The 24161-nt window shown below is 55.7% G+C and carries 16 protein-coding genes and 1 tRNA gene; 7 read left to right on the top strand and 10 right to left on the bottom strand.

The features are described from left to right. Window positions 1-83: 83 nt before the first annotated feature. The 3 genes from G565_RS0108220 to G565_RS0108210 form a co-directional block, all read right to left on the bottom strand. Window positions 84-347 carry a hypothetical protein gene (locus G565_RS0108220; RefSeq protein WP_028670495.1) on the bottom strand — a complete coding sequence of 88 codons (264 nt, stop codon included), beginning with the start codon at window positions 345-347 and terminating at the stop codon, window positions 84-86. Window positions 348-636: 289 nt separating this feature from the next. Next, on the bottom strand, window positions 637-3372 hold the full coding sequence (acnA, locus tag G565_RS0108215) for an aconitate hydratase AcnA (protein ID WP_028670494.1): 2736 nt from the start codon (window positions 3370-3372) through the stop codon (window positions 637-639). Window positions 3373-3503: 131 nt separating this feature from the next. Next, window positions 3504-4781 (bottom strand): glycosyltransferase, encoded by a 1278-nt coding sequence (locus G565_RS0108210; protein WP_028670493.1) that lies wholly within the window; start codon window positions 4779-4781, stop codon window positions 3504-3506. A 93-nt stretch (window positions 4782-4874) separates the two neighbouring features. Between G565_RS0108210 and G565_RS0108205 the strand changes: the two genes are divergently transcribed. Next, the gene (locus G565_RS0108205) at window positions 4875-5405 is read left to right on the top strand and encodes a hypothetical protein (protein ID WP_028670492.1); all 531 of its coding nucleotides are present in this window, start codon (window positions 4875-4877) and stop codon (window positions 5403-5405) included. A 35-nt stretch (window positions 5406-5440) separates the two neighbouring features. Here the strand turns inward: G565_RS0108205 and G565_RS0108200 are convergent, their stop codons facing one another. The 6 genes from G565_RS0108200 to queA form a co-directional block, all read right to left on the bottom strand. Further along, window positions 5441-6454: a tryptophan--tRNA ligase gene (locus G565_RS0108200; protein ID WP_028670491.1), complete on the bottom strand. Its 1014-nt coding sequence runs from the start codon at window positions 6452-6454 to the stop codon at window positions 5441-5443. Window positions 6455-6597: 143 nt separating this feature from the next. Continuing rightward, entirely contained in the window at window positions 6598-7566 is a 969-nt protein-coding gene (gene secF, locus G565_RS0108195; protein WP_028670490.1) for a protein translocase subunit SecF, read from the bottom strand. Between the two features lie 10 nt (window positions 7567-7576). Further along, complete coding sequence (secD, locus tag G565_RS0108190; protein WP_028670489.1) at window positions 7577-9418, bottom strand: protein translocase subunit SecD; 1842 nt, start codon at window positions 9416-9418, stop codon at window positions 7577-7579. 101 nt (window positions 9419-9519) lie between these two features. Then, window positions 9520-9870, bottom strand: coding sequence for a preprotein translocase subunit YajC (yajC, locus tag G565_RS0108185; RefSeq protein ID WP_037338338.1), 351 nt, complete (start codon window positions 9868-9870; stop codon window positions 9520-9522). A 154-nt stretch (window positions 9871-10024) separates the two neighbouring features. Then, window positions 10025-11143 carry a tRNA guanosine(34) transglycosylase Tgt gene (gene tgt / locus G565_RS0108180; RefSeq protein ID WP_028670487.1) on the bottom strand — a complete coding sequence of 373 codons (1119 nt, stop codon included), beginning with the start codon at window positions 11141-11143 and terminating at the stop codon, window positions 10025-10027. Window positions 11144-11157: 14 nt separating this feature from the next. Then, on the bottom strand, window positions 11158-12219 hold the full coding sequence (gene queA, locus G565_RS0108175; protein ID WP_028670486.1) for a tRNA preQ1(34) S-adenosylmethionine ribosyltransferase-isomerase QueA: 1062 nt from the start codon (window positions 12217-12219) through the stop codon (window positions 11158-11160). Window positions 12220-12380: 161 nt separating this feature from the next. Here queA and pyrC point away from each other — a divergent pair, with 161 nt between their 5' ends. From pyrC to G565_RS0108145, 6 genes are all read left to right on the top strand, one after another. Next, window positions 12381-13418 (top strand): dihydroorotase, encoded by a 1038-nt coding sequence (pyrC, locus tag G565_RS0108170; protein ID WP_028670485.1) that lies wholly within the window; start codon window positions 12381-12383, stop codon window positions 13416-13418. A gap of 99 nt (window positions 13419-13517) precedes the next feature. Further along, window positions 13518-13604, top strand: a tRNA-Leu gene (locus G565_RS0108165). A 291-nt stretch (window positions 13605-13895) separates the two neighbouring features. Continuing rightward, window positions 13896-16433: a contractile injection system protein, VgrG/Pvc8 family gene (locus G565_RS0108160; protein WP_169579624.1), complete on the top strand. Its 2538-nt coding sequence runs from the start codon at window positions 13896-13898 to the stop codon at window positions 16431-16433. Between the two features lie 124 nt (window positions 16434-16557). Continuing rightward, window positions 16558-17886, top strand: coding sequence for a leucine-rich repeat domain-containing protein (locus tag G565_RS0108155; RefSeq protein ID WP_157600028.1), 1329 nt, complete (start codon window positions 16558-16560; stop codon window positions 17884-17886). 23 nt (window positions 17887-17909) lie between these two features. After that, window positions 17910-22262 (top strand): hypothetical protein, encoded by a 4353-nt coding sequence (locus tag G565_RS0108150; RefSeq protein WP_028670482.1) that lies wholly within the window; start codon window positions 17910-17912, stop codon window positions 22260-22262. 69 nt (window positions 22263-22331) lie between these two features. Next, entirely contained in the window at window positions 22332-23762 is a 1431-nt protein-coding gene (locus tag G565_RS0108145) for a leucine-rich repeat domain-containing protein (protein ID WP_028670481.1), read from the top strand. A gap of 214 nt (window positions 23763-23976) precedes the next feature. Here the strand turns inward: G565_RS0108145 and G565_RS0108140 are convergent. Beyond that, window positions 23977-24161, bottom strand: a 185-nt coding sequence (locus G565_RS0108140; protein ID WP_028670480.1) for a transposase, incomplete at its 5' end; no start/stop codon positions are given.

The following is a 24161-nucleotide window of genomic DNA, read 5'->3' as shown; positions in this document are numbered from 1 at the left end:
AACCCTTTGATAGCCTAATAGTATCATGTTAAAAAATATGATCGCTTTAAACTATTGCTTGATGGCAGAAGTGGCTTGTGCGCCTAGGCTAGATCCTGGCCAGCCTGGGTGCGGGGCTCGTCGTAGATAAGGGCACTGCCAATCCGGTGCTTGCCATGAAGCTCGGCTATGGCTTCATCGAGCAGGATCAGGTACTTAAGGTCAATCGGGTGGATATCTACACCGCGGCGCTGGCATTGGGCTGCAGCATAGGCGTGTTTGATCACCATAAAAGGCGTATGGTCGCGTTCGCGCAAGAACACCGCGAGTTGCTGTTTTTCCTGTTCTGTCAGTCCGTCTATAAACATGTAGGTTCTGTCGACACCATAATCGTAAATGCAGGGTATTATGGATGACGCATGATGACTAACTCTGTGATGCAGTCGAGGGTAAAAGTGTGATACACCTCTAAAAACAGGGGTGTAATCGTCAAAAATATGACCTGTGGCCAAGTCTTGTCGAAAAAAGCCGGTGAGCTGTCAATATTCAGTCTCTGATTGGCGCCAGAAAGCCACCAGACCAAGTTGGGCGCGGGGCAGAACCGGTCTGCCCCGCAGTGATGGGTTATCCCCGTCTGGGTCCGAATGCTCCCGGTGCTTAGTTGATCAGGTCTCGCAGGACAAAGTGCAGAATACCGCCATGCCGGTAGTAGTCCCACTCGACGGCAGTATCGATTCGCACTCGGGCCTCAAAGCTGCGTTGCGTGCCACTGGCATCCTTCACATGAACGGTGACCTGCTCCGGTTCGCCTTGCAAAGCCTCGACTGAGAAAGACTCTTCTCCGGTCAAACCAAGGCTCTCAACCGACTCACCCTCCATGAATTGCAAGGGCAAGACCCCAAAACCAACCAGATTGGACCGGTGAATGCGCTCGTAGCTTTGCGCAATAACCACTTTAACACCGAGCAGATTGGTGCCCTTGGCGGCCCAGTCCCGGGAGGAGCCGGTGCCGTATTCTTTACCGGCGAGTACGACCAGGGGGGTGTTGTCGTGCTGATAGCGCATGGCGGCATCATAGATGCTGATGATCTCGTCACTGGGTAGGTGTTTGGTCCAACTGCCTTCAGTGCCGGGTGCCATTTGGTTGCGCAGGCGCACGTTAGCGAAGGTGCCACGCAGCATCACTTCGTGGTTGCCCCGGCGCGAACCGTAGCTGTTGAAATCTTCCGTGCTGACACCTTGCTCTTGTAAGTAGCGCCCTGCGGGGCTGTCGGGCTTAATGGCACCGGCCGGGGAAATATGGTCTGTGGTGATCGAATCGCCGACTTTTACCAGGCACCGTGCATTGTCCACTGCCCCGGGCGCGCTGGGCGTTTTTGACATGCCCTCAAAATAGGGCGGCTGTTTGACATAGGTAGACTCTGGCCAGCTGTAGATCTCGTCTCTGGGGACGGGGAGTTCCCGCCAGGCCTGGGTGCCGGAGAATACATCCTTGTATTTTTCCTGATACAGGCCCGATCCCAATGCGGATTGCACCGTTTCAGCGATGTCATGCTGGCTGGGCCAGATGTCTTTCAGGTAAACCGGTTGGCCGTCTTTTCCGGTGCCCAGGGGCTCGCGAGTCAGATCGACCGTCATGGAGCCCGCCAGTGCATAAGCGACGACCAGAGGAGGCGAGGCGAGATAGTTGGTCGGCACATCCTGGTGGATACGACCCTCGAAATTGCGGTTGCCGGACAAAACAGATGAAACTTTAAGGCTGCCTGCGCGAATCGCGTTTTGAATGGCCGGGTGCAGTGGGCCTGAATTGCCAATGCAGGTGGTGCAGCCAAAGCCGACGATATTGAAGCCGAGGGCATCGAGCGGTTTCATGACGCCGGCTTTTTCGAGGTACGCCGGCACAACTTGAGACCCCGGGGCCAGCGATGTTTTTACCCAGGGCTTAACGGTGAGGCCACGTTCGTGAGCGTTTTTGGCCACCAGGCCCGCTGCGACCATGACCGCCGGGTTGGATGTATTGGTACAACTGGTGATGGCGGCAATGACGACGGCTCCGTGTTTGAGCAGGTGTTTTTCACCGTCTATTTCATATTCAACGGCACCGCGGTCACGCAGGTTTACGCTGTCTACAGCCGTCTGGCCGCCTTCGCCTTCAAAGCGACCCTGTTCAGGGGTTTTATCGGTAGAGATGGTATCGGCGTCGTGTTGAAGTAGCTGGTCAAAGGCGCTACTGGCATCACTCAGGCGTACGCGGTCCTGGGGCCGCTTGGGGCCTGCAATGCTGGGTACCACGGTACCCAGATCCAGGGTCAGGGTGTCGCTGTATTCAGCCTCCCTTGCGCCAGTATCCCGCCACAGGCCCTGGGTCTTGGCATAGGCTTCAACCCGATCCCGGACCGACTGCTCACGCCCGGACAGCTCAAGGTAGCGCAGTGTTTCCCGATCAATGGGAAAGATGCCACAGGTGGCGCCGTATTCGGGCGCCATGTTGGCGATGGTGGCACGGTCTGCAAGGGGCAGGTTGTCGAGTCCATCGCCATAGAATTCGACAAATTTACCGACCACGCCTTTTTCACGCAGCATTTGCGTCACGGTCAACACCAGGTCGGTGGCGGTGGTGCCTTCGGGCATCTGACCGGTGAATTTGAAGCCGATGACTTCCGGTATCAACATGGTAATGGCTTGTCCGAGCATGGCGGCTTCGGCTTCGATGCCGCCGACCCCCCAGCCCAATACTCCCAACCCGTTGATCATGGTGGTGTGGGAGTCGGTTCCCACCAGCGTGTCCGGTAGCGCCCAGGTTTCGCCATCTTTCTCTTCAGTCATGACGACATCGGCCAGGTATTCCAGGTTGACCTGATGCACAATGCCAGTGCCCGGCGGGACCACCCGGAAATTGGAAAACGCTTGCTGGCCCCAGCGCAAGAACTGATAACGCTCCGCGTTTCGTTCAAATTCACGTTCGGTGTTTTTGGCCAGGGAGTCAGGTTGGCCGTAAAAATCAACCATGACCGAATGGTCGATCACCAGGTCCACCTGACTGCGCGGATTAATCAGCGCCGGGTCGCCGCCGAGCTCGCGCATCGCCGCTCGCATCGCGGCCAGGTCTACAACGGCTGGAACGCCGGTAAAATCCTGCAACACCACGCGGGCGGGTGAAAAACCGACTTGATGGCTTGGCTCGGTTTTGGCATCCCACTGACACAGGGCAGTAATGTCGGCGGCCGTGACGTTCTTGCCGTCCTCTTTGCGCAACAGGTTCTCAAGCAAGATTTTCAGCGAGAAAGGCAGGCGGTCAATGTCGTAGTCTTTTGCCAGCGCATTGAGGTTGTAAAACTGGTAGTGCTGATCGCCAACAGTGAGCGTATCGCGGGCGTTGAATGAGTCGGTCATGGGCCCTCCCGATGAAAACGAATGAATAACAACGCCTAACATTGGCACAGTCAGTCGGGAAGTCCAGTCCCGAGGCGATTGAGTCTGCCTATCTGGTCAGTGTTCAGGCGTTCACCGGCGTTCCATACCGCTCAGTTGGGTGGCCGGTTCTTGGCTTCGATCCAGCGGCTCATGTATTCGGTTGCCCGGTGTTGCGACTGCCAGAGTATCCGCCCCCAGAGGTTTTGGTGGCGGATGTGCGTCAGGTTATCTTGCAAAGAATGCAGTGCTGCAATGAACCTGGGTGCGTGGTGCTCTCTCAAAAACCCCTGTTCCAATGCGTCGTGCCCGCAGGTCTGTACTCTTGTCCAGTCATTCTGGTTGCTGTACAGCTGGACCAGGGTGGCGGCCAGTTGCTCCGGTTCATCGCTGAGCGGATAGCCCAGGGCATCGCTGTCGACCATCGATTCGGCACCGATGGGCGTGGTGACCGTGGGGGTGCCGGATAACCAGCCCTCCAGTATTTTGCCTTTCTGTCCGGCGCCAAAGCGCAGAGGCGCGACGTTCAGTCGGTAGTGAGAGAGCGTCTCCAGAGCGTTGTCACACCGGCCTTTTATTGAGAAGCCTTGGCGGGGAGCGTGCCACTGTTGCACGGCATGGTCGGCGTAGGCGCCGTACACGTGGCACTCAACCCCGGCGAGTTGAGGTCGGATCAGTGGCCAGACGGTTTGCCTGAACCACGCAACCGCGTCTTTATTTGGCGCGTGTTTGAAGCCGCCGATCATCATCAGGTGCTGGCGGTCAGCATAAGATCGCCAGGCATTGGGGTCGGGCAGGTCGGGAATCAGAAAAGGCAGGTACAACAAACGTTCAGTCGGGACCTTGAAGACCGACTGCAACAGGTCGATCTCAACCCGTGAGATCATGACAACACAGTCACATCGAGCCATGGCCGCCAGTTCGCGTTCGGCGGTTGCGGTAAAGAGGTCGGGCGCGGGCCAGGGGGGCGGGGTGTTTTCGCGGTCGTGTTGACGTACGGCCTGGTGCCTGGCTTCGCGAAGCGTGTGAAAATCGCTGGTGTCGAGCAGGGTTGCGGCGTCGGGACACTGCTCCCGGACCCGCCATCCAAATTGTTCTTCCATGACAAACCGGTCGTAGATCACCAACTGGGGGGCCAGAGAGGCGATCCAGGCATCGAAAGCGCTGTCGTTGACCGCAATGGAATGCGACTGATAACCCAGGTCTGTCAGATCGTGTTGAAACGGTGAGGCGTCTGCCGGGCTGGCGATGTGGATCTGATAACCGGCTTCCCGGCACAGATCCAGAATGTCCAGTGTACGGCGTCCAGCCGCCGTTGATGCGGGCTCTGGCCAGTTTTTGGCGATGAACAAGGCGCACTTACTTGAGAAACTACTTGAGGTTCTGGTCATCTGCTGTGACAAATGCTCACCAACATAAACGGACGTCGGAGAGTAAACGCGGTACAACCTTACGTCCAGCTCCGACTAAGGATGGAGGCCATCATGAAACGTATCTATTACCTCACGGATGACATTGAGCACGCCGAGCACATTGCCACGGAATTGGCCCATTACCCACTGCACAACACCTACGTCCAGGTACTCAGCCAGGACGAAGTCGGGTTGTCGGTTCATCAGTTGAGGAGCGCGTCCTATCTGGCACGCCAGGACATTGTGCACCGGGGCAGTCAGGGGCTCATGCTGGGGCTAGGGCTGGGCAGTTTGCTGCTGATGCTTTCCGGCAGTTTGGGCCTGGCACCCACGGATGTCAGCGGTCAGCTCGCGCTGGTCCTGTTGTTCGGATTGTTGTTGGGTTGGGCAGGGTGTCTGATTGGTCTCAATCAGGAGAACCATCACCTCGCGTGTTTTCACGACGATATAGAGCGTGGCCGCACTCTGATGATGATCGATGTCGCGCCCGGGAAAGTCAGTGACGTGAAGGCCATCATCGGGCTTGTCAGCCAGCGTGACCCATCGGGCAAGATAGCGTTGCCGGTCTATGCGGGGGAATCCAGGGGCCTTAGCATCAGCTGATTCAACTGATGCCAGTGCCCCCCTTAAGCCAGAAGTTAGCCTGCGATGGGCCCAATTCCCACTTTTTTGCGCACGTCGGCCATCAGCGGCGCTGAATAGTCGCGCGCTTTTTCAGCACCCCGAGCCAGAATAGCGTCGAGCTGGGCCGGATCATCCATCAACTGATTATACGTCTCACGTTTTTCTCTGAGCTCTTCGTTCAGCATGTCGAACAGCACTTTCTTCATCTCGCCCCAGGCAATGCCGTTGGCGTACTGGGTGCGCATATCGGCGATCTGGTCAGCCGTGGCGAAGGCTGAGTAGATATCAAACAGCGCCGAATCATCCGGATCCTTGGGTTCACCCGGTTCCAGCAAGTTGGTTTTGATTTTGTTAATCAGTTTGCGGAATTTTTTCTCACCTTCGAACAACGGAATGGTGTTGTTGTAGCTTTTGGACATTTTGCGACCGTCGAGTCCGGGCAAAATCATGCCGGACTCTTCGATGACGGCCTCCGGCAGCGCAAAGGTGTCGCCATACAGGTAGTTGAACCGCTGCGCTATGTCCCGGGCCATTTCTATGTGTTGGGTCTGGTCTTTGCCGACCGGGATTTTTTCACCGTTGAACATCAGAATGTCGGCGGCCATCAGAATCGGGTAGCTGAACAGACCCATGGTGATGCCCCGGTCCGGATCGGCGTTGTCGTCATTCACGTTGTCCTGTACCGCTGCTTTGTAAGCGTGTGCCCGGTTCATCAGGCCTTTGGCGGTGACGGTGGTCAGCACCCAGGTCAGTTCGGTCACTTCCGGGACATCCGTCTGGCGGTAGAAGGTAACCCGTTCAGGGTCCAGGCCACAGGCCAGCCAGGTCGCGGCAATGGCGCGTACGGACTCTCTGACTCGTTCGGGTTCCTGGCACTTGATCAGGGCGTGATAGTCGGCCAGAAACAGAAAGGATTCGGTGTTGGCATCGCGGCTGGCATTAATGGCCGGGCGAATCGCGCCCGCGTAGTTGCCCAGGTGCGGAATGCCTGTGGTGGTAATACCGGTCAGTACGCGCGTTTTGGTCATGAGTATTATGGGTCGCTTTTGGGTGGTCGTTATGGGTGTTGAGGGTAGGGAACGATCAGACTGGAAACCTTACCGAAACCGCAGGGGAAAATCGAGTTGAAGCCCTGAAAGCGGCGCCCCCGTAGCCGGGGGCGCTGAAGTCATCAGGTTTTTTCTTTGCTGTCCTCGTCTTCATCGACATCGGTCAGCCAGGCGGGAATGTCTTCCTCTTCCGGGTCATCCGATTTTTCCGGGGGCATCAGGTCCTGCTTGGTCAGGTCCAGCGCCATCAATACGTTGGCCGATACGTAAACCGACGAGTAGGTCCCCACCAGTACACCGACAGACAATGCCATAGCGAAACCGAAGATCAGTTCGCCGCCAAAGATGCCCAGAGCCACCAACACCAGAAGTGTGGTCAACGAGGTGATCAGGGTTCTGCCAAGAGTCTGAGTCAATGACAGGTTGATCAGATAATCGGTTTCATCGCGCCGGACCATGCGAAAGTTTTCCCGGATTCGGTCGGCCACCACGATGGTATCGTTCAGCGAATAACCGATCACCGCAAGAACTGCGGCCAAGACCGTCAGGTCAAACGCCATCTGGGTAATCGAGAAGAACCCGAGCACAATAACGACGTCATGCACCAGGGCGGCGACAGCACCGACCGCGAACTTGAACTGGAAGCGAAGCGCAATGTAGACCATGACAACGCCGAGCGCGACCAGCATGCCGATACCGCCGTTTTCGCGCAGCTCCTCGCCGACCTGAGGGCCTACGAATTCATTGCGGCGCAGCTCAACGTCATCGCGTTTCTCTGACAGCAACGCCAGGACTTCGTCGCCAAGCCGCGGATTGTTGTCTTCCTGCATGCGGATCAGTACATCGGTATTGTTACCGAAATACTGAACGACTACGTCGCGGTAGCCGGCGCCGTTGAGCGTGCTGCGAATGTTTTCGACATCTGCAGGCTCTTCGTAACCCACTTCGATTTGGGCGCCACCGGTAAAGTCGAGGCCGAAATTCAGCCCGCGAACCGCCAGTGACCCCAGGGAAATGGCCAGCAATACCAGTGATGCAGCCGCCAGAATGCGGCGATGGCCCATGAAATTCAGCACTTTCAAATCAGACATAACGGGCTCCTTAAATGGGCAGCTTCTTCACCACCCGACCGCCGAAGGTCAGGTTGGCCAGGGCACGCGTCAGCATGATGGCAGTGAACATGGAGGTGACGATGCCGACCGAGAGCGTGATCGCAAAGCCCTTGACCGGGCCGGTGCCGATGGCAAACAGAATGACCGCTACAATCAGGGTGGTCAGGTTGGCATCGAAAATCGTCGAGAACGCGCGATTGTAGCCGCCGTCGATCGCGGCCTGTGGTGAGCGGCCGTCCGCAATTTCTTCGCGTATTCGGCTGAAAATCAGCACGTTGGCGTCCACAGCCATACCCACGGTCAGTACGATACCGGCAATGCCGGGCAGGGTCAGGGTGGCACTCATCATCGACATAACGGCGATAATCAGCACCAGGTTGGCACTCAGCGCGACCGCAGCGAAGATGCCGAACACCTTGTAGAAGCCCAGCATGAATAGAATGACCAGGGCAAAGCCAATGATAACCGATTGCGTACCCATGCGGATGTTCTCGGCACCTAGGCTTGGGCCGACGGTGCGCTCTTCAACAAACTGCATTGGCGCTGCCAGGGCGCCTGCGCGCAACAGCAGAGCCAGGTCTGAGGCTTCCTGAGCGTTATCCAGCCCGGTGATGACAAAACTGTTGGAGAAGGCGCCGCGAATGGTTGCCAGTGAAATGATTTCGCGTTCCTCGACCGAGTTATAAATGGGTACGGCCTCGCCATCGACTTCTTCATAGCCTTCCAGAATGGACTTCTGCTCAATAAATAGCACGCCCATGGGTACGCCTATGGAGCGCCGGGTGGTCTGGCCCATGCGTGAACCGCCGTCACCATCGAGGCTTACGGAAACCTGGGGTAGTCCATTTTCGTCATACGACACACGGCCATCGGTTACGCTGTCGCCGGTGACGATGACCTCAGTCTCCAGCATGGCGGTGCGATTGCTGTCCTTGAACGGGTAGACTTCACCCTGTCCATCGCGTGACTCTAAACGAAATTCCAGGTTAGCCGCCTTACCAAGAATGTTCTTGGCTTGAGCGGTGTCCTGAACGCCGGGCAATTCAACGACAATGCGGTTGCGCCCCTGGCGTTGGACCAGCGGTTCGGCAACACCCAGTTCATTCACCCGGTTGTTCAACGTCGTCTGGTTCTGGCTGACGGCATAGTCTTCCAGTTCGGCGATGCGCTCTGCTGTCAGGGTTAGGATTAGGCCCGGTAGCCCGCGCGACTCGATATCGGTGCGCTGGAATTCAGGTAGATTGCGGCGCAGCCAGGTGTCGGCTTCGCCTCTGAAGTCTTCATCGGCCAGCAAAACCTGAATGGATCCATCGTCGAGCACATCAACACCGCGGTAACGGATGTTTTCATCGCGGAAAGTGGTGCGGATATTGGCGGCGTAGCTGCTTAGCCGGCTTTCCAGAAAGCGCTCCATATCGACTTCCAACAGGAAGTGCACACCGCCGGAGAGGTCGAGCCCCAATGACATGGGTTGCGCACCTATAGCCAATAGCCAGTCGGGCGTCGTCGGGGCGAGGTTAAGCGCTACAATATAATTGCCGCCCAGCCCTCGTTGAATGGCCGCTTTGGCGGCCAACTGATCATCGTTACTGTTCAGACGAATCAGCAGTGACTGGCCGTTTATTTCGGCACCAAAATGATCGATGTTGGCGTCATCGAGCAGGCGTTCGGTGCGTTGCACGGTGGTGTCGTTCATTTGAACGCCAGCTTCAACGCCTTGAATCTGGACGGCCGGGTCGGCCGGGAACAGGTTGGGCAGGCTGTAGAGCACGCCTAGCACCAGCACCGACAGGATAATGGCGTATTTCCACAGGGGGTATTTGTTCAGCATGAGGCCTTCCTGAGCTGGGTAAACCCGGCAGCCTCCTCAGTGAGTCCGGGGCCGGGTTTACAAGTCGGTCACGTTCGGAACGAAACCTGACGGTGGGTCGATCAGATCGCTTTCAGCGTGCCCTTGGGCAGGGTGGCGGAAATAGCGGTTTTCTGGAAGGTGATTTCGACATTGTCAGACACTTCGACGTTGACGTAATCGTCTGTGACCTTGGTGACTTTGCCGGTCATGCCCGCGGCGGTTACCACTTCATCACCTTTGCTCAGTGCGGCGATCAGGGCTTTGTGTTCCTTGGCGCGCTTGCTTTGCGGGCGCCATACCATCAACCAGAAGATCAGGAAAAAGATGCCAAGCATGATCGGCAATTGCCAGGGGCTGGGCTGGCCAGCCGCCGGGGCCGCCAGTGAAAGTGCCGGAGTCATGGCCAGCAGAGCGGCGGACAGTTTTTTCATGGTAATACTCCAAATGGTTAAAGGTGTTGTGTGGCCTTCGAATCACCGGTGACGGTTTCGGGTAGCCAAATTCAGTTCAGACTGTTGTTATGGGGGCACCTGGCACGGCCACAAGGCCCGTGCGGCGCCCTTTCTTTAAAAAGCATGGTGGCGTTCAGTCAGTCAGTACCGGCGTATCAAGACCCCGGCGCTGATAGAAGTCGTCCACAAAGGCCGACAATTTACCCGCTTCAATGGCCGCACGCAAACCAGCCATCAGCCGCTGGTAATATCTAAGGTTGTGCAGCGTATTGAGCTGTGCGCCCAGCATCTCCCCGCACTTGTCGAGGTGGTGCAGGTAGCCCCGGCTGAAGTTCAGACAGGTGTAGCAGTCACAATCGGCATCCAGTGGGCCGGTATCGTGCCGGTGCCGCGCATTTCGAATCTTGATGACACCGTCGGTCGTGAACAGGTGTCCGTTTCGGCCATTGCGGGTTGGCATCACGCAATCGAACATATCGACACCGCGACGTACGCCTTCTACGAGGTCTTCCGGCGTGCCAACGCCCATCAGGTAGCGCGGCTTGTGGTCTGGCATTGATGGGGTGACATGCTCGAGAACGCGCATCATGTCAGCCTTTGATTCACCCACACTCAAGCCGCCAATGGCATAGCCATCAAAATCGATTTCAGTCAGGCCACGCAAGCTGACGTCGCGCAGATCTTCAAACATTCCGCCCTGTATGATACCAAACAGGGCAGAGGGGCTGTCGCCATGGGCCTGCTTGGAACGTTTGGCCCAGCGCAGACTGAGTTCCATCGATTTTTTGGCTTCTGCATGCGTAGCGGGGTGGGGCGTACATTCGTCAAAAATCATCACAACGTCTGAGCCCAGGGCGCGTTGCACTTCCATACTGCGTTCCGGTGTTAATTCAACTTTGGCGCCATCAACGGGCGAGCGAAAGGTGACCCCGGCTTCGGTGATTTTGCGCATTTTACCGAGTGAGAACACCTGAAAGCCGCCGGAATCGGTCAGCATTGGTTTCTTCCAGCCGGTGAAGTCGTGCAGGTCGCCGTGTTCTTCAATGACTTGGGTGCCCGGGCGTAGCATCAGGTGAAAGGTGTTGCCCAGAATGATGTGTGCTCCGGTTTCTTCAACCTGCTGGGGCGTCATGCCTTTAACTGTGCCGTAAGTCCCCACGGGCATAAAGGCTGGGGTTTCCACCTTGCCGCGAGGGAACGTCAGGGTACCGCGCCTTGCTTTGCCATCGGTTTTGGCCAGGTCGAATGTCATAAAACAGGTACGGCTCATGCGTCGGTCTCTTGGTTAATAGGGTCTGACAGGGGGTTACGGGTAATGAACATGGCGTCGCCGTAACTGAAAAAGCGGTAGCGTTCATCAATAGCAGCCTGATAGGCCGCAAGCACGGGGCCTTTGCCAGCAAACGCGCTGATCAGCATGATCAGGGTGGATTGCGGCAAATGAAAGTTGGTGACCATGGCATCGACAACCTGAAAATCATACCCGGGGTAGATAAAGATGCGGGTGTCCCCGGTAAAGGGTTTCAGGCTGCCAGTTCGGGCCGCTGTTTCCAGCGAGCGCACGCTAGTAGTGCCCACGGCGATCACCCGGTTACCACGAGCTTTCGCGGCAGCCACAGCCTCCACCACCTCGGGCGGTACTTCGATCCATTCGGCGTGCATCACGTGGTCTTCAATCCGGTCCGCTTTAACCGGCTGAAAGGTCCCCGCACCCACATGCAGGGTCACGAAAGCGGTGTGAACGCCTTTGGCCTCCAGGGTTTCAAGCAAAGCCCCATCAAAATGCAGGCCAGCTGTGGGTGCGGCCACCGCCCCTTTGCGTTGGGCGTAGACGGTTTGGTAGCGCTCGCGGTCACTGGCGGAATCTTCGCGCTCAAGGTAAGGCGGCAGCGGCATGTGACCGTGCAGTTCGAGTAAGTCGACCAGAGGCTCTGCGTTATGGCAGGTCAGCCGGAACAGATTCTCCTCACGGCCGGTCACTTCCAGTTGAATGCCGCCTTCCATGGTCAGCCGGGTACCGGGTTTGCAGCTCTTATTGGCTCGCACATGAGCCAGTGCAGTGCTGTCACCTGTCATGCGCTCGATGAGCACTTCAACCTTGCCGCCACTGTCTTTTTGTCCAAACAGCCGGGCCGGAATCACCCGGGTGTTGTTGAACACCAGCAGGTCGCCGGGTTCGATCAGCTCGAGGATGTCCGGAAACTGGCGGTGGGCTACCTGGCTGGTAGGGCCATCAAGATGCAGCAAACGGCTGCCCGTGCGCTGTTCGGCGGGATGGCGGGCAATTAACTCATCTGGCAGTGTGAAATTGAAATCGCTGACGTTCATGGCCTGTTGCAGGGCACCTGTCGATAAACGGGCGGCTATTCTAGCTGAAAGGGCCTCCGGGCTCTATGGTCGTTGTCACTGCCTTATTAAAGACGGGATGTTACCGGCACCGGCTAGCCTGTTAGAATACACACCCCGCATTCTCAGGTTCAGGATTCAGCATGAACGACTTACTACTGCGCACGCCCGATGACTGGCATCTACATTTTCGCGATGGCGACTTGCTGGTCGAGACCGTGCCGGCCACGGCGCGTTGCTTTCAACGGGCCATTGTAATGCCAAATCTGACGCCTCCGGTTACCAATGCCGAACAGGCGATGGCTTACCGCGAGCGTATTCTGGCAGCAAGACCTGCCGGCAGCCGGTTTGAGCCATTGATGACCCTGTACCTGACCGATACCACCAGTGCCGAGGATATCCGTGCTGCCAAAGCGGCCGGAGTGGTAGCAGCGAAACTTTATCCGGCCGGCGCCACCACCAATTCCAGCGCGGCTGTTAGCGCGCTCAGCCAACTGGACCCCGTGTTTGAAGCGCTTGCGGAGCAGGGCATGCTGCTGTTGGTGCACGGGGAAGTCACCCACCCGGATATTGACATCTTCGACCGGGAAAAAGCCTTTATTGACCAGCATCTGGCGGGCATTGTTGAGCATCACCCTGCGTTAAAAGTGGTGTTTGAGCACATCACCACCGCCGATGCGGCCCAATTCGTGAGCGAAGGCCCCGAAACCCTGGCCGCCACCGTAACCCCACAGCATCTGTTACTGAACCGTAATGATCTACTGGTGGGCGGTATTCGACCCCACAACTATTGCCTGCCCGTGCTGAAGCGGCGCAGCCACCAGGAAGCGCTGCGTGCCGCAGTGGCCAGTGGGTCACCCAAATTCTTTTTAGGGACCGATTCGGCGCCCCACGAACAACACAAGAAAGAGTCTTCCTGCGGTTGTGCCGGTTGCTACAGCGCCTGGTCCGCATTGGAGCTCTATGCACAGGTGTTCGAAGAGATGGGCGTGCTGGAGCGCCTGGAAGGCTTCGCCAGCGAGCATGGACCGGATTTCTACGGGTTGCCGCGCAATGAAGGAACCGTGCGTCTGGTGCGTGAAAGCTGGACAGTGCCGGAGCGCATTACCCTGGGTCACGGTGAGGCTATAGTGCCGTTCTATGCGGGTGAAACCATCCACTGGCGTCTGCGTTCGGCCTGAATAGAGGCCGCAAAAGGTAGGCGGGTGGGTAACAGACGCAGAAACATCGCCTCAAACCATTGACGCGAAAGGAATTTTCGCTAGAATGCCTTCCACTCAGCCAGAGTGGCGAAATTGGTAGACGCAGGGGATTCAAAATCCCCCGGTGGCAACACTGTGCCGGTTCGAGTCCGGCCTCTGGTACCAAATTAAAAAAAGCCCCGATCATTGAAAGATGGTCGGGGCTTTTTTGTGCCTATGATTTAACAGCCCACGGTAGCTCGGTAAATAGCCGGGAATTCATTTTTCCAACTCGATCACAACACGCATCTTTTCAGTCCCGTAGACTTATTGCACTTACTACTTCCTCTCCGGTGGTAGCACCTTTTCTATGTAATGTTTATTGAGCCTGCCAGGGATTCGTCTATCGACAATAGGCGTGGCAGGTTACACCCGATGGGCAAACCATTGCAGCATGTACTCAAGGATGTGCGATTTATGAAAACCCAAGCAAGCCCGTTGCGTACTGAAGTCAGCGTCAGTATGGCCGGGCAAGTGTTACCGGCCCGGAGCCTGAACGGCGTTGAACGGCTGAATCACCCAACCCGACTGTCTGTGTGCCTGAACGTAGTCGACCGTTACGACTTGCCCGATAGCCTGGGTAACCTGCTCGATCAGCCGGTGAGCGTCACAATCACCGGGCCTGGGCTGATCACACCGCGTCACTTTCACCTGAACCTGCACGGCGCCAATGAATCCTGGCAAGGCGATGCCTACCAGTTGGACCTGACGCTGAGCAGTAAACTCGACCGTGGTCGCCAGCAAAGCCAGGCTCGCTTGTTCATGGGCATGACCCGGGACCAGGTGCTGTGGCAACTGCTGTGGGAAATGGGCTACGAACGGATCGAAGTCGACCTTGCCCTGGACCCGGTGCCCGCGTTTGAGGGCCCTTATCTGCAAGTTCAGGACGAAACCACCCTGGGCTGCTTCCAGCGCCTGCTGGCCGAAGTGGGGGCCAACTACTGGTTTGAAGACCGCTCGGCGGACCAAAACCACGAGCTGCTGGTGATCCGCAACGACGCCCTGAGCAGCCCCTATTTACCGCACATAGAATGGGGGCAGACGGTATCGGGTCTGGCACCCGACCAGCAACTCAACCGCATTACCGCCGTCTATCAACGCTGGTCGGAACAGCCACACAGCACCAGCCGCTATGTCAGTGGCACCGTGCCAGGGTCGGTCAGCCGGGAGAACACCTCCTACCAAACCTTCACCTCACCGCGCCCGCGCCCCGAAGCCGAGCAACGCGCCCTGTTCGAACAGCAGTTCTTTGACCAGCAACGGTACTTCCTGACCCTGCACAGCCACCAACCCCTGTTAAGCGCCGGCCACACCGTCGCCCTGGATGCCCGGCAACTGCCCAACGACTGCCCGACCGGCGAGTATCGCATGGTGGAAGTGACCCACACGGCCGAATCGAACGCCACCGCCGGCGTTCAATACCGCAACACCGCCGCCGTCATCCCCCAGGCGACACCACCGCGTCCGCGATTGGCAGAGCCAGCGGCCTTACCGCACCTGTTCCCGGTTCGCATTGAAAGCCGCTACGACCACGCCGAGCTCGGGGTCGATGGCCACTACTACTTCCGGGCCGATTTCGATCGCAGCACCCGGGGCATTAGCCTGGCCAGCCCGCCGACCAGCCGACTGGTGCCCTATGCCAGCCCGCAGCAAGACGCCACTGACCCCACCGGCTGGCACTTCCCCTTGCTCGACCAAAGCCGGGCCCTGGTCACCTTTCTCGACGACGACCCCTCGCGCCCCATGATCGTCGGCTTCGTGCCGGGTCAGCAGCAACTCGGGCCAGTAACCGCCGATAACGCCGCCCAAAGCCGCATCGTCACCCCCGGCCAGAACGAACTCACCTTCGACGACACCCACAAAACCACCCGAATTGCCCTGCACACCTTCGACCGGCAAGTGCGCCTGGAACTGAACGCCCGGGAAGCCGAACCCTACATCCACCTGATGGCCATATACGGCAGCATTAACCTCTACGCGGCTTTGACGATCAACATCAAGGCCGAGGCACAACTTGAAGAACGCATCGGCGCCGATCGCACCCAATCGGTCAAAAACGACAGCCTCACCCAAACCGAAGAAGGCGCCATTCACCACCAGGCCGCGACCGATCACACCCACATCGCGCAAGCGCATTTTACCCAAAGCGCCGGTGCTGACTTCAGTATCTGGGTGCAGCAAAAGAACCTCACCATCAAAGCCATGAACGGCCAGAGCACCACCGTCACCAGCGGCGACCTGCAACTGCAAGTTCAATCCGGTGCCGCCATCCATCAAGTGAATGGCAACATCCACATTCAGGGTAACGGCAATGGCGATATTCTGCTGAAACAGGGTGACGGCGGCATCAAGATCGACCCCAGTGGCAACATCAAACTGTTCGGGAAGAAGGTGACGTTGAATGGGCAGAACGGCGTCACCTTCAACGGCGATGTGCAGTATGAGGTTGGGGCCGGGAATGAGCCTGAAGAGACCGAACCGCTGGATTTATTGGAGATCGTAGAACTGGAATGGTTGACCCTGGAGGCCGAGGAGACTGCGGAGACAGAGTCCGAACCCGGCGACTACCGCTTGCCGATTCGCATAGTGGATGGCAGTCTGCAACCTCTTCCCGGTATTGAGGTTAAGTGTGCCCATTTGCACAATTCAGAGCCCTTAACTGCCACTACCAACAGTGATGGCCTGGCCGTATTTACTGTGCCCAACAAGGTTAAGCGTGGGCTCATCTCCTACGAACACAATGGGCAGACGCGAGTACGGCCTTTCCATGCCGGGACCCTGGCCCCCAGTGACGTGGAAGTAGGTAAGAAACAACGGTTGACCAACCTTTCAGCCACGGCCCGCTTGCCCGGGAAGAAAGACGCCCGAGCCGCAGAACAAGTGTTTCAGGCACTCAGTGATGAACTCAACACTCAGGAAAGCAACGTGACCGATACCCTGGGTCGACAGGAATAAGCGAGAAAAACATGACAAAACGCTCCGACCAACGCCCTGTGTATTGGGTTGCGCTCTACTGATGGGTGCCGTATTGGCCATGTCTACCCTGGCCCGAGAGGCTCCGCCGGACTTTCCGTTAACCATGGAAGAACTGGAGGCCTTCGCCGACCCGGATGAATTGGCATTGGTGCGGTCTTATAGCTATTACGAAGAAGATTTAGACGATGAGCCATGGTTTCTTGGAAACCAAACGTTTGTCTTGGAAGATAAGCCGGTAGAACTCACTGTTGGGTTACTCGACTTTTACGTGCCGGGGTATGTGGTTAAAGCCTCTTATTCAGAAAGTGAACACAACAGACACGATGTTGGCCGCATAAAGTGGTCACCAGAAGGCAACGTGCTGAACTTGTTTTTAGGCAATGTTAAAGAACAGGATATCGCGCTGTTATCCCAGCACAAATCCCTTGAAAGTCTGTCTATATATGATGGAACGGCCAGAAACGCAGACCTGGATCTCGAAAGCCTCTTGGTTCATCCACAACTGGAAAGCCTGCATTTGGCTTATGGCCAACTTTTTAACTTTCAAAGTGTCTGTGGTCTGGAAAACCTCGAATGGTTGACAGCGCCTGTTAGTTATCCTCAAGGCCCAATTCGTTTTAGTCAGAACTGCCGTGCACCCCTAAAAATGCTGGGTTTCGGAACAGCTCGTCTGGACGATTTGGAAGTCGCGAACTTACCTCAGTTGAAAGAACTTTATCTGGCTAAGGCTACTATTCGCTGGCTTGCCATTGATGGGGCCTCTCTGCCAGAGCTGGAGTACATAAACCTACGGGAAGCCGAGTTGCCGGAAGATCTCTCCCAGGTTCATTTGCCCGATAACTTGGTGCAACTTTACTTGCAAGGTGTGACTAACGATTCGGTGAATCAGTTGGACCTGCCGGACAACCTGAAATACCTGGATTTAAGCAGTTCTCGCTTAAGCGATTATTCGTTTATAACCACGGCTGAGAATTTGGAGTCTCTGTCTTTGCAGGATTCAGACTTTACTCAATTTGAATTGTTGGCATCGCTACCGAAACTCAAGCACCTCAGGTTGCCTCTGACCTCATTCCAGCAGAATCACCTCAAATACCTCACCGGGTTAACGCAGTTAGAGGAATTGGATTTATCAGGGGCCAATATCACCGATATCCGCCCACTGACGGATTTATCCAACCTGGATGTGTTGATCCTGTCTAATACGAGTATTACCGACCTGAATAAAATACCCCAGCTTCCACAATTATCGTACATCGCTCTTCCCAACCAAGATGATAACTATGATCGACCGAGCCATCTACCCAATCATATCAAAGCGATCCTAAACAAAACGCCGGACCCGTACGATTATTCAAGACTCCTAGGAGAGCATTGTATCGACTCGGATAAGTGCACCATTGCACCCTGGTTGATAGAAGACAATACCTACTGACCCCCACTGGTTAAGGACGAACCATGACAACCACTGCACTGGACCAACGTCATCACGTTATCGAACGCCTGCTGGCGATCTACCCTCAATTGGAACGTGCAACACCGGAACAGCGGCTTCGGCTTACCGCCGAGCGGGACCGTTTGGAGCGGCTGCTGGATCGGTTCGACCAAGGTTTGGTCAAGGTAGGGCAGGGGCTTACTACCGATGTTAACGCTCGCAAGCTGGTCAACGAGCTGAACCGTCTGAACCGCGACCTTCATGCCTTGAAAGACGCCGATGAACCTGCTGTTGCGGCGGGTTTAGAGTCCTTGATTTCCTCGCTCGAAGATGCCCTGTTTGCCCTGGAGGACGGCTGGGAAAAGCAGCCTCGTCATAACAACCCGCCCCATTACCAACGACATAACCCATACCCGATGGGTAGACCGGCTACTGATGATTCTCTAAGGCTACCAGAGCCTGGAAGTTCGACGCTGAATGATCAGCAGATTGATCAATTGCTCGGCACGTTGCTCGGTGCAGAGCAAGCCCAGCGCGTCTATCAAAGTGTCGATTACTTTTCCCGGGCTGTCGCCCGGCTCGGTGAATTTATAGATCAATCCCGGTGGAGCACGATATTGCATCCCGCCAACCCTTTTCGCGTGCAATACGGAGCGATAGACGACCTGAGACGGCACTACGCCAACCGGGGGTATGATACTCCACTGGAATTCATCACAGCTCAAGAGGAAGCAGCGGCGCGCTATGCAGAAAACGGCGATGCATCAGGGCTGGTTCTTTCCCTGCCGCTTTACGAACACGAACGGGAGTTGGACGCGTGGATTAAAGTGGAACAGGGTCGTATAGGAGACGGCGGCTACCAAGGCTACGCAGACAGCCGACGCGACCCGTCGGACGGCTTTGTTACCAGCCGTTTCGCCGCCGAGGCCGCTGGCAGAGCATGGCGGGCATTAAAACAGTGGGCTGAGAGCCTGGCTCATACACACCAGATCGACGCCGACGTGGCTTACCTGAAGCGCAGCCTCGGTTCGCCGCTCAATGCCTCCAGAAGAGAGCAAGCCAACGATCTGGTCACCATTCAGGCCCCAGCGGCTGCCTGCGCGCCCCGGTTTGTAGATGCCGATGGCAAACCCTACGCCCACTCCCAAGTACTCTGCTGGCGCTATCGCCGGGAAGACACAGACAAACTGGGTCGCTTCCAGTTGGATTACCTGACCCCCAATTTGATGACAGTGGGCTTGCTGTATACCGACCATGATGGGCGACCCACCCTGAACAAGCCGGACTTCCTGAGTAATCGAGACCACCATATTCAGCTTCAGGTCGACCCGGAAAACGGTCACCTTTTATTGTTGGAACGCAGCAAGGCGTCTCGGCCCCAAAAACTGGTGCCGGGCGATCCGTTGACCGCCAACTGGTTCAGTTATGGCCTGTCCGAGCATTTTCGAAACATTAATGCCGCCATCGCCGCTTTTCCCAACGGTAAGCCGATACGGGCTCCCCAAAACCTGCAAAACCTGAATTTCAGTCAGGTCGGGTTGCCCATAGCCCCTCGTCTCACCGAGACGCTGACCGGCACAGACACCACAGGCTTGTTCGAGTTGACCGCCGGTTACCAGTACGGCTTTATGCTGTTGCCACTGGGGTTTGGTTCCGTCGCCATCAAGAACCTGGCAGAACTGCCCGAGCAGACACGCGGCGACCAGGCCATCGCCATAAAAACCGAAGCCCCGCTGTCAAGCGGCGAACAGCAGGTGACACTGCCACGCACCCTGCGTCAGTACAGCTTAGAGTGTTTTCAGGCCCGCGATGCCATGCACACCGCCCAACTAGAGATGCAACAGGTCAATCATTACAAACATCGGGATATTTATAACGTCGAGCAGCTGAAGAACTGGCTGCAGTGCAATATTGATTTCCCGGAAGGCGGTATAGACCCTGTTAATCAAAGTAAGCAGAAAGCGCTGCATGAGCAGTTGGGAAAAATGCAGCATGCTGTGCGCAAAACCCAGTTTATTGACCGTGTAGACGAAAGTCTGAATGATAAAGACAGCGCGGGTAAATACTTTACCTACCTGAAGCAGCGGGAAAGCTACGAAGCCTTCGCGAAGTACCGGGCAGCGGTGGAGCGGGGGTTTGCGTTGTTGGAAGACGAAACCTTGATGCAGCAGGTAAAAGCGTGGGCTGAAGCACAGGAAGATATACCGGATGCTCAGCAACAGCGCTGGGCAGAAACGTTAATGGGTGGCGTGAAAATTTTTGATCAAAGGCCCAACGCTCGATGGGGGCATAGTTGTACTCTGGACTGGTCCGTCGGTTCCAGTCTGACAGGGCAAATCACCTCGCCTTATACTGCACTGATATATGACGGATTGCTTAGTGTGATGACCATGCTGGCGCAATCGCATCGGGATGATGAGTTGTTCGGCCGAATCGTTTTGCCTGCGTTGCATCAATGGTTGACTGATCCAGCTCTACAAGAAGTTATTACAGCGCTTTCCACAGCGTTATACGACGAAGAGAATGACGATAACTTCTCTTCCTTTTCATTAAATATTAATGCAAATGAACTTGCAGCGTTAAAGCACACTAATTCACCACTGAGCCAACTGCTGGGAACCGCCTTCGATGTTGGTAAGTCAACCTTCCTACGCGGCCCCGGTGCACCTGCGCTACTGGAAGGCGTTCTGGAACTCTCCAGCATGATGCTGGAAGTCGGTTATCGAGCACCACTGACGGTCACCACCAATATCCTCATCCGTGCGCAAACCCTGAACCTCATCGCGATAACTGGCCTGCATGTGCGTCATCAGCAAACGCAATTGGTCGACATGATGGTGCGTTTTACTCGCAGCACCAACCGCTTGAACCCTAATCGTTTGTTAAACCAACGCACCCTTACCGAGCGGGCCTACGGCGGCGACATCTGGGGTACGAGCCAGGTGGTACAGCGCTTTGAAGGCTATGCCAAAACCGGCGTTTTCCTCTATACCAAGGCCAGCCAACTTATCGGCTTTATGCAGCACATGGGTGAAGAGGCCTGGGAGAACCCGACCGAGGCCGATTTCAAGAGCGCGACCCATCGCTACCTCGAAACCCTGGAGACCGGGTTAAACGAAGCTTCAACGCTGCTGACGGTACCGGGCATGGTTCAGTTCTGGCGTACCGTGCTCAACAAGCCGGCGGACGACGCCTTATTGAACCTGTTCAACCAACGATTGACGAGCCGGGCTATGGGCACCAGCCGCCTGTTAGCGGGCACCGATGATGCCATTGGCCTCAGCCAATGGGTCACGCAATCGTCCCGCAGGGCTGTGTCCGGCATGAGCGTGCTTAGCACCTGGGCTAACCGCCTCTCGTTCGCGGCATCGGCTGTGGCGACCGTGCAAAGTTTGATGGACGTCCAGCATAATCTGGAGCTCAGCCGGGAATACGAAGCCATGCGTTCCATGATGTTGGCCATAGGCAACGGCGCCATCGTGGCCGGCAGCCTGGTTGGGTCAGAGTTCATCATGGTCACCCTGTTGGGCATGAATACCATGCCCGTGGTAGGGCAGGTCTTGTTCGTCGCCGGCGTCGCCATAACCGTCGGTATGATTGCCTGGGACTATTACTGGGAAAACTGGGGCCGTTCACACTTCTACAGCGATACCTTTGTCTATTTCGACGATGTATGGCAGAGGATGTCGCAGCAACCCCACTTTAACGCCTATATCGACAAGGAATTCGGCGCCAACGAAGAGATAAAAGGCATTATCACCACCATTCAGGACCATTACCAAAGCACGCTGATTGATACCGTTCAGGATATGCACACCCACGACGTGAATACAGACCTTCGAATCATCAACGCTTTGTACAGCCTGTTTGGCATCGACGAAAAACTATCCCCTCTGCCACTCGACCAATCCGTCACGTGGAGCAATTACAATATTATGGCCATCCCCCGCTTGTTGGAAAACGGCGCGCTAAGCAATCAGGAAGGAGATATTGACGAACAAAAGCTGATTAACTATCTGAAGCTAAACGACATCGACATCCAAATTGGGCTGGCGTTGACCCCTACGGATGACAGTGAGAATGAAGGCGAGAGCGAGGAGCGTGCGGCGAGAAACCTGATTGACTGGTTCAAGAGTACCGGGCAGAAAGTCTCTACCTGCCGGTCAAGCCAAAACATGACCCCTGAAGAAGCCGCGCTGACAGAAATCGCCTGGCCTGCCCTTCTTGAAGGTCGCTTTCCCGAAGGCTTCACCATCGCCGAACTCGCTAAAGCCGCTTTCCCGCCGATCACCAACGACGCAAGCCAAAGCCGCTTAATGCTGGAAACGTTTATTAATCGCTGGAAACTCTTGGTTCAGGTTGAAGATGAAGGGTAACCTTAAACGTGTAGCATTATTCGAATTTGTCACCTGAGCCGAGTAAACGAATTGGAAGGAAACTGCTAGATGCGACATAAGAAACGTTTGGGGCTTGGTCTGTTGAGCCTGGCACTGTTGGGAAACCTCTTATCGATGGCTTCGGCAGACAAGGCGGTTCCAGAATTTCCGTTGACAATGGAAGCGCTGGAAGCTTTTGCCGACCCGGATGAACTGGCATTGGTGCGGTCTTATAGTTATTACGAAGACAGCGATGAGCACTGGTTCCTGCGTCAACATGGCTTTGTATTAGAGGAAGCCTCAGTTAACCGCTCCGACAGTCTGGTCAGTTTTTCTATACCGGGCTACCGTATCAGGGCTTCTTACTCTGATAATGTACATACTCGCCAAGATACCAACCAGGTGATATGGAGCTCAGAAGGTAGGCTGGCTCACTTGTTTTTAGGATATTTGTCAGAAAACGATTTGCCATTGGTCACGCGGAGTCGATCACTGGAAAGTTTCTCTTATGCTGCGGGTCCAGAAAAGAACACCGATTTTGATCTGGACATCCTGACTAATTTGCCTCAATTGAGAAGTCTGCATTTGGGTAAAAGTCAGCTCATTAATTTCTCAAGGGTGTGTGAGCTGGAAAAGCTAGAGTGGTTAACCGCCCCGGTCAGCTACCCCCAAGGTCAAATCCGTTTTAGTGAAGATTGTATTGCTCCCATTAGAATGCTTGGATTCGGAGCGGCCCGACTGGACGATCTAGAAGTCGCCAATCTATCGCGCCTGAAAGAACTCTATCTTGGCAATGCCACCATTCACAAGCTCGCGATCGACGGCCCATCCCTTCCCGAACTGGAATACATCAATCTCCGAGATACGGAACTCCCGGACGACCTGTCCGATATTGATTTACCCGAAGGCCTTGTACAACTCAACCTTGCCGAGGTGAATAGTGATTCCGTCAACCAACTGAACTTGCCGAATAACCTGAAATACCTGAATCTGGATGGCAGCCAGCTCAGCGACTATTCTTTTATAACCACGGCGGAAAACCTGGAATCCTTGTCCCTGCGTGAGTCGGCGTTTACCCAGTTTGAGCTGTTGGGACAATTGCCAGGGCTTAAGCACCTCAGAGTATCCAAGACCGCATTTACCCAGGATGACCTACATCACCTAGCCGGTTTGATTCAGTTGGAGGAGCTGGATCTGTCCGCTACCTCAATTACAGATGTGCGCCCCTTGGCGGAAATGCCCAATCTGAATGTCGTGAGCTTGATTGACACCGCCATTACTGACTTGAATAGAATTCCCGCGTTTCAGCAGTTATCTTATCTGGCCTTACCTAATTTCGACGACAATTACGATCGTCCCAGTCATTTACCGGACCACATAAAAGCCATACTCAACAAAACACCGGACCCCTACGATCTTTCAAAATTTATGGGTGAACACTGTATTGATTCGGAAGACTGCACCATAGCCCCCTGGTTGATAGATGATGGCTCGCCTTAATCGAGGGCTACTAGGACAAACAGGGCTGCTAGGACATGCAAAGTACTAGCCCGGATATTTCACCAAACAGCCTAAAGTAGCACTGCATAGAATTTGTTGAATGTTTTCGAGCAGCTCCACAGCTACAGGTCGATTTTGACCCGGATTCCCGATTTTCAGGCACACTTCCCCTTACCCCGTTGTTTAAAGTGTGCCGGGTCAGCACTGGTTATGGCTATGTCGAGTTCAGGTTGTTCAGTGCGGTTTCAAACAGTCCTTGATATGGGTAATGACTGGGCAGCAGGAAGCGAATTCGGCGCGTATTGTGTATGACGATGGCCGCCACCTTACACAGCTTTAGCCGGATCGTGTTCACTTGCGCGTTAGCCAGTTCCGTTCCCTGTAGAGCCAGTCGGCGCA

The sequence above is a fragment of the Saccharospirillum impatiens DSM 12546 genome, assembly GCF_000423605.1.
GTDB classification, from domain to species: Bacteria; Pseudomonadota; Gammaproteobacteria; order Pseudomonadales; family Natronospirillaceae; genus Saccharospirillum; species Saccharospirillum impatiens.
Note: the sequence above shows the minus strand (reverse complement) of the source record. Positions and strands in the feature narration are given on the sequence as shown.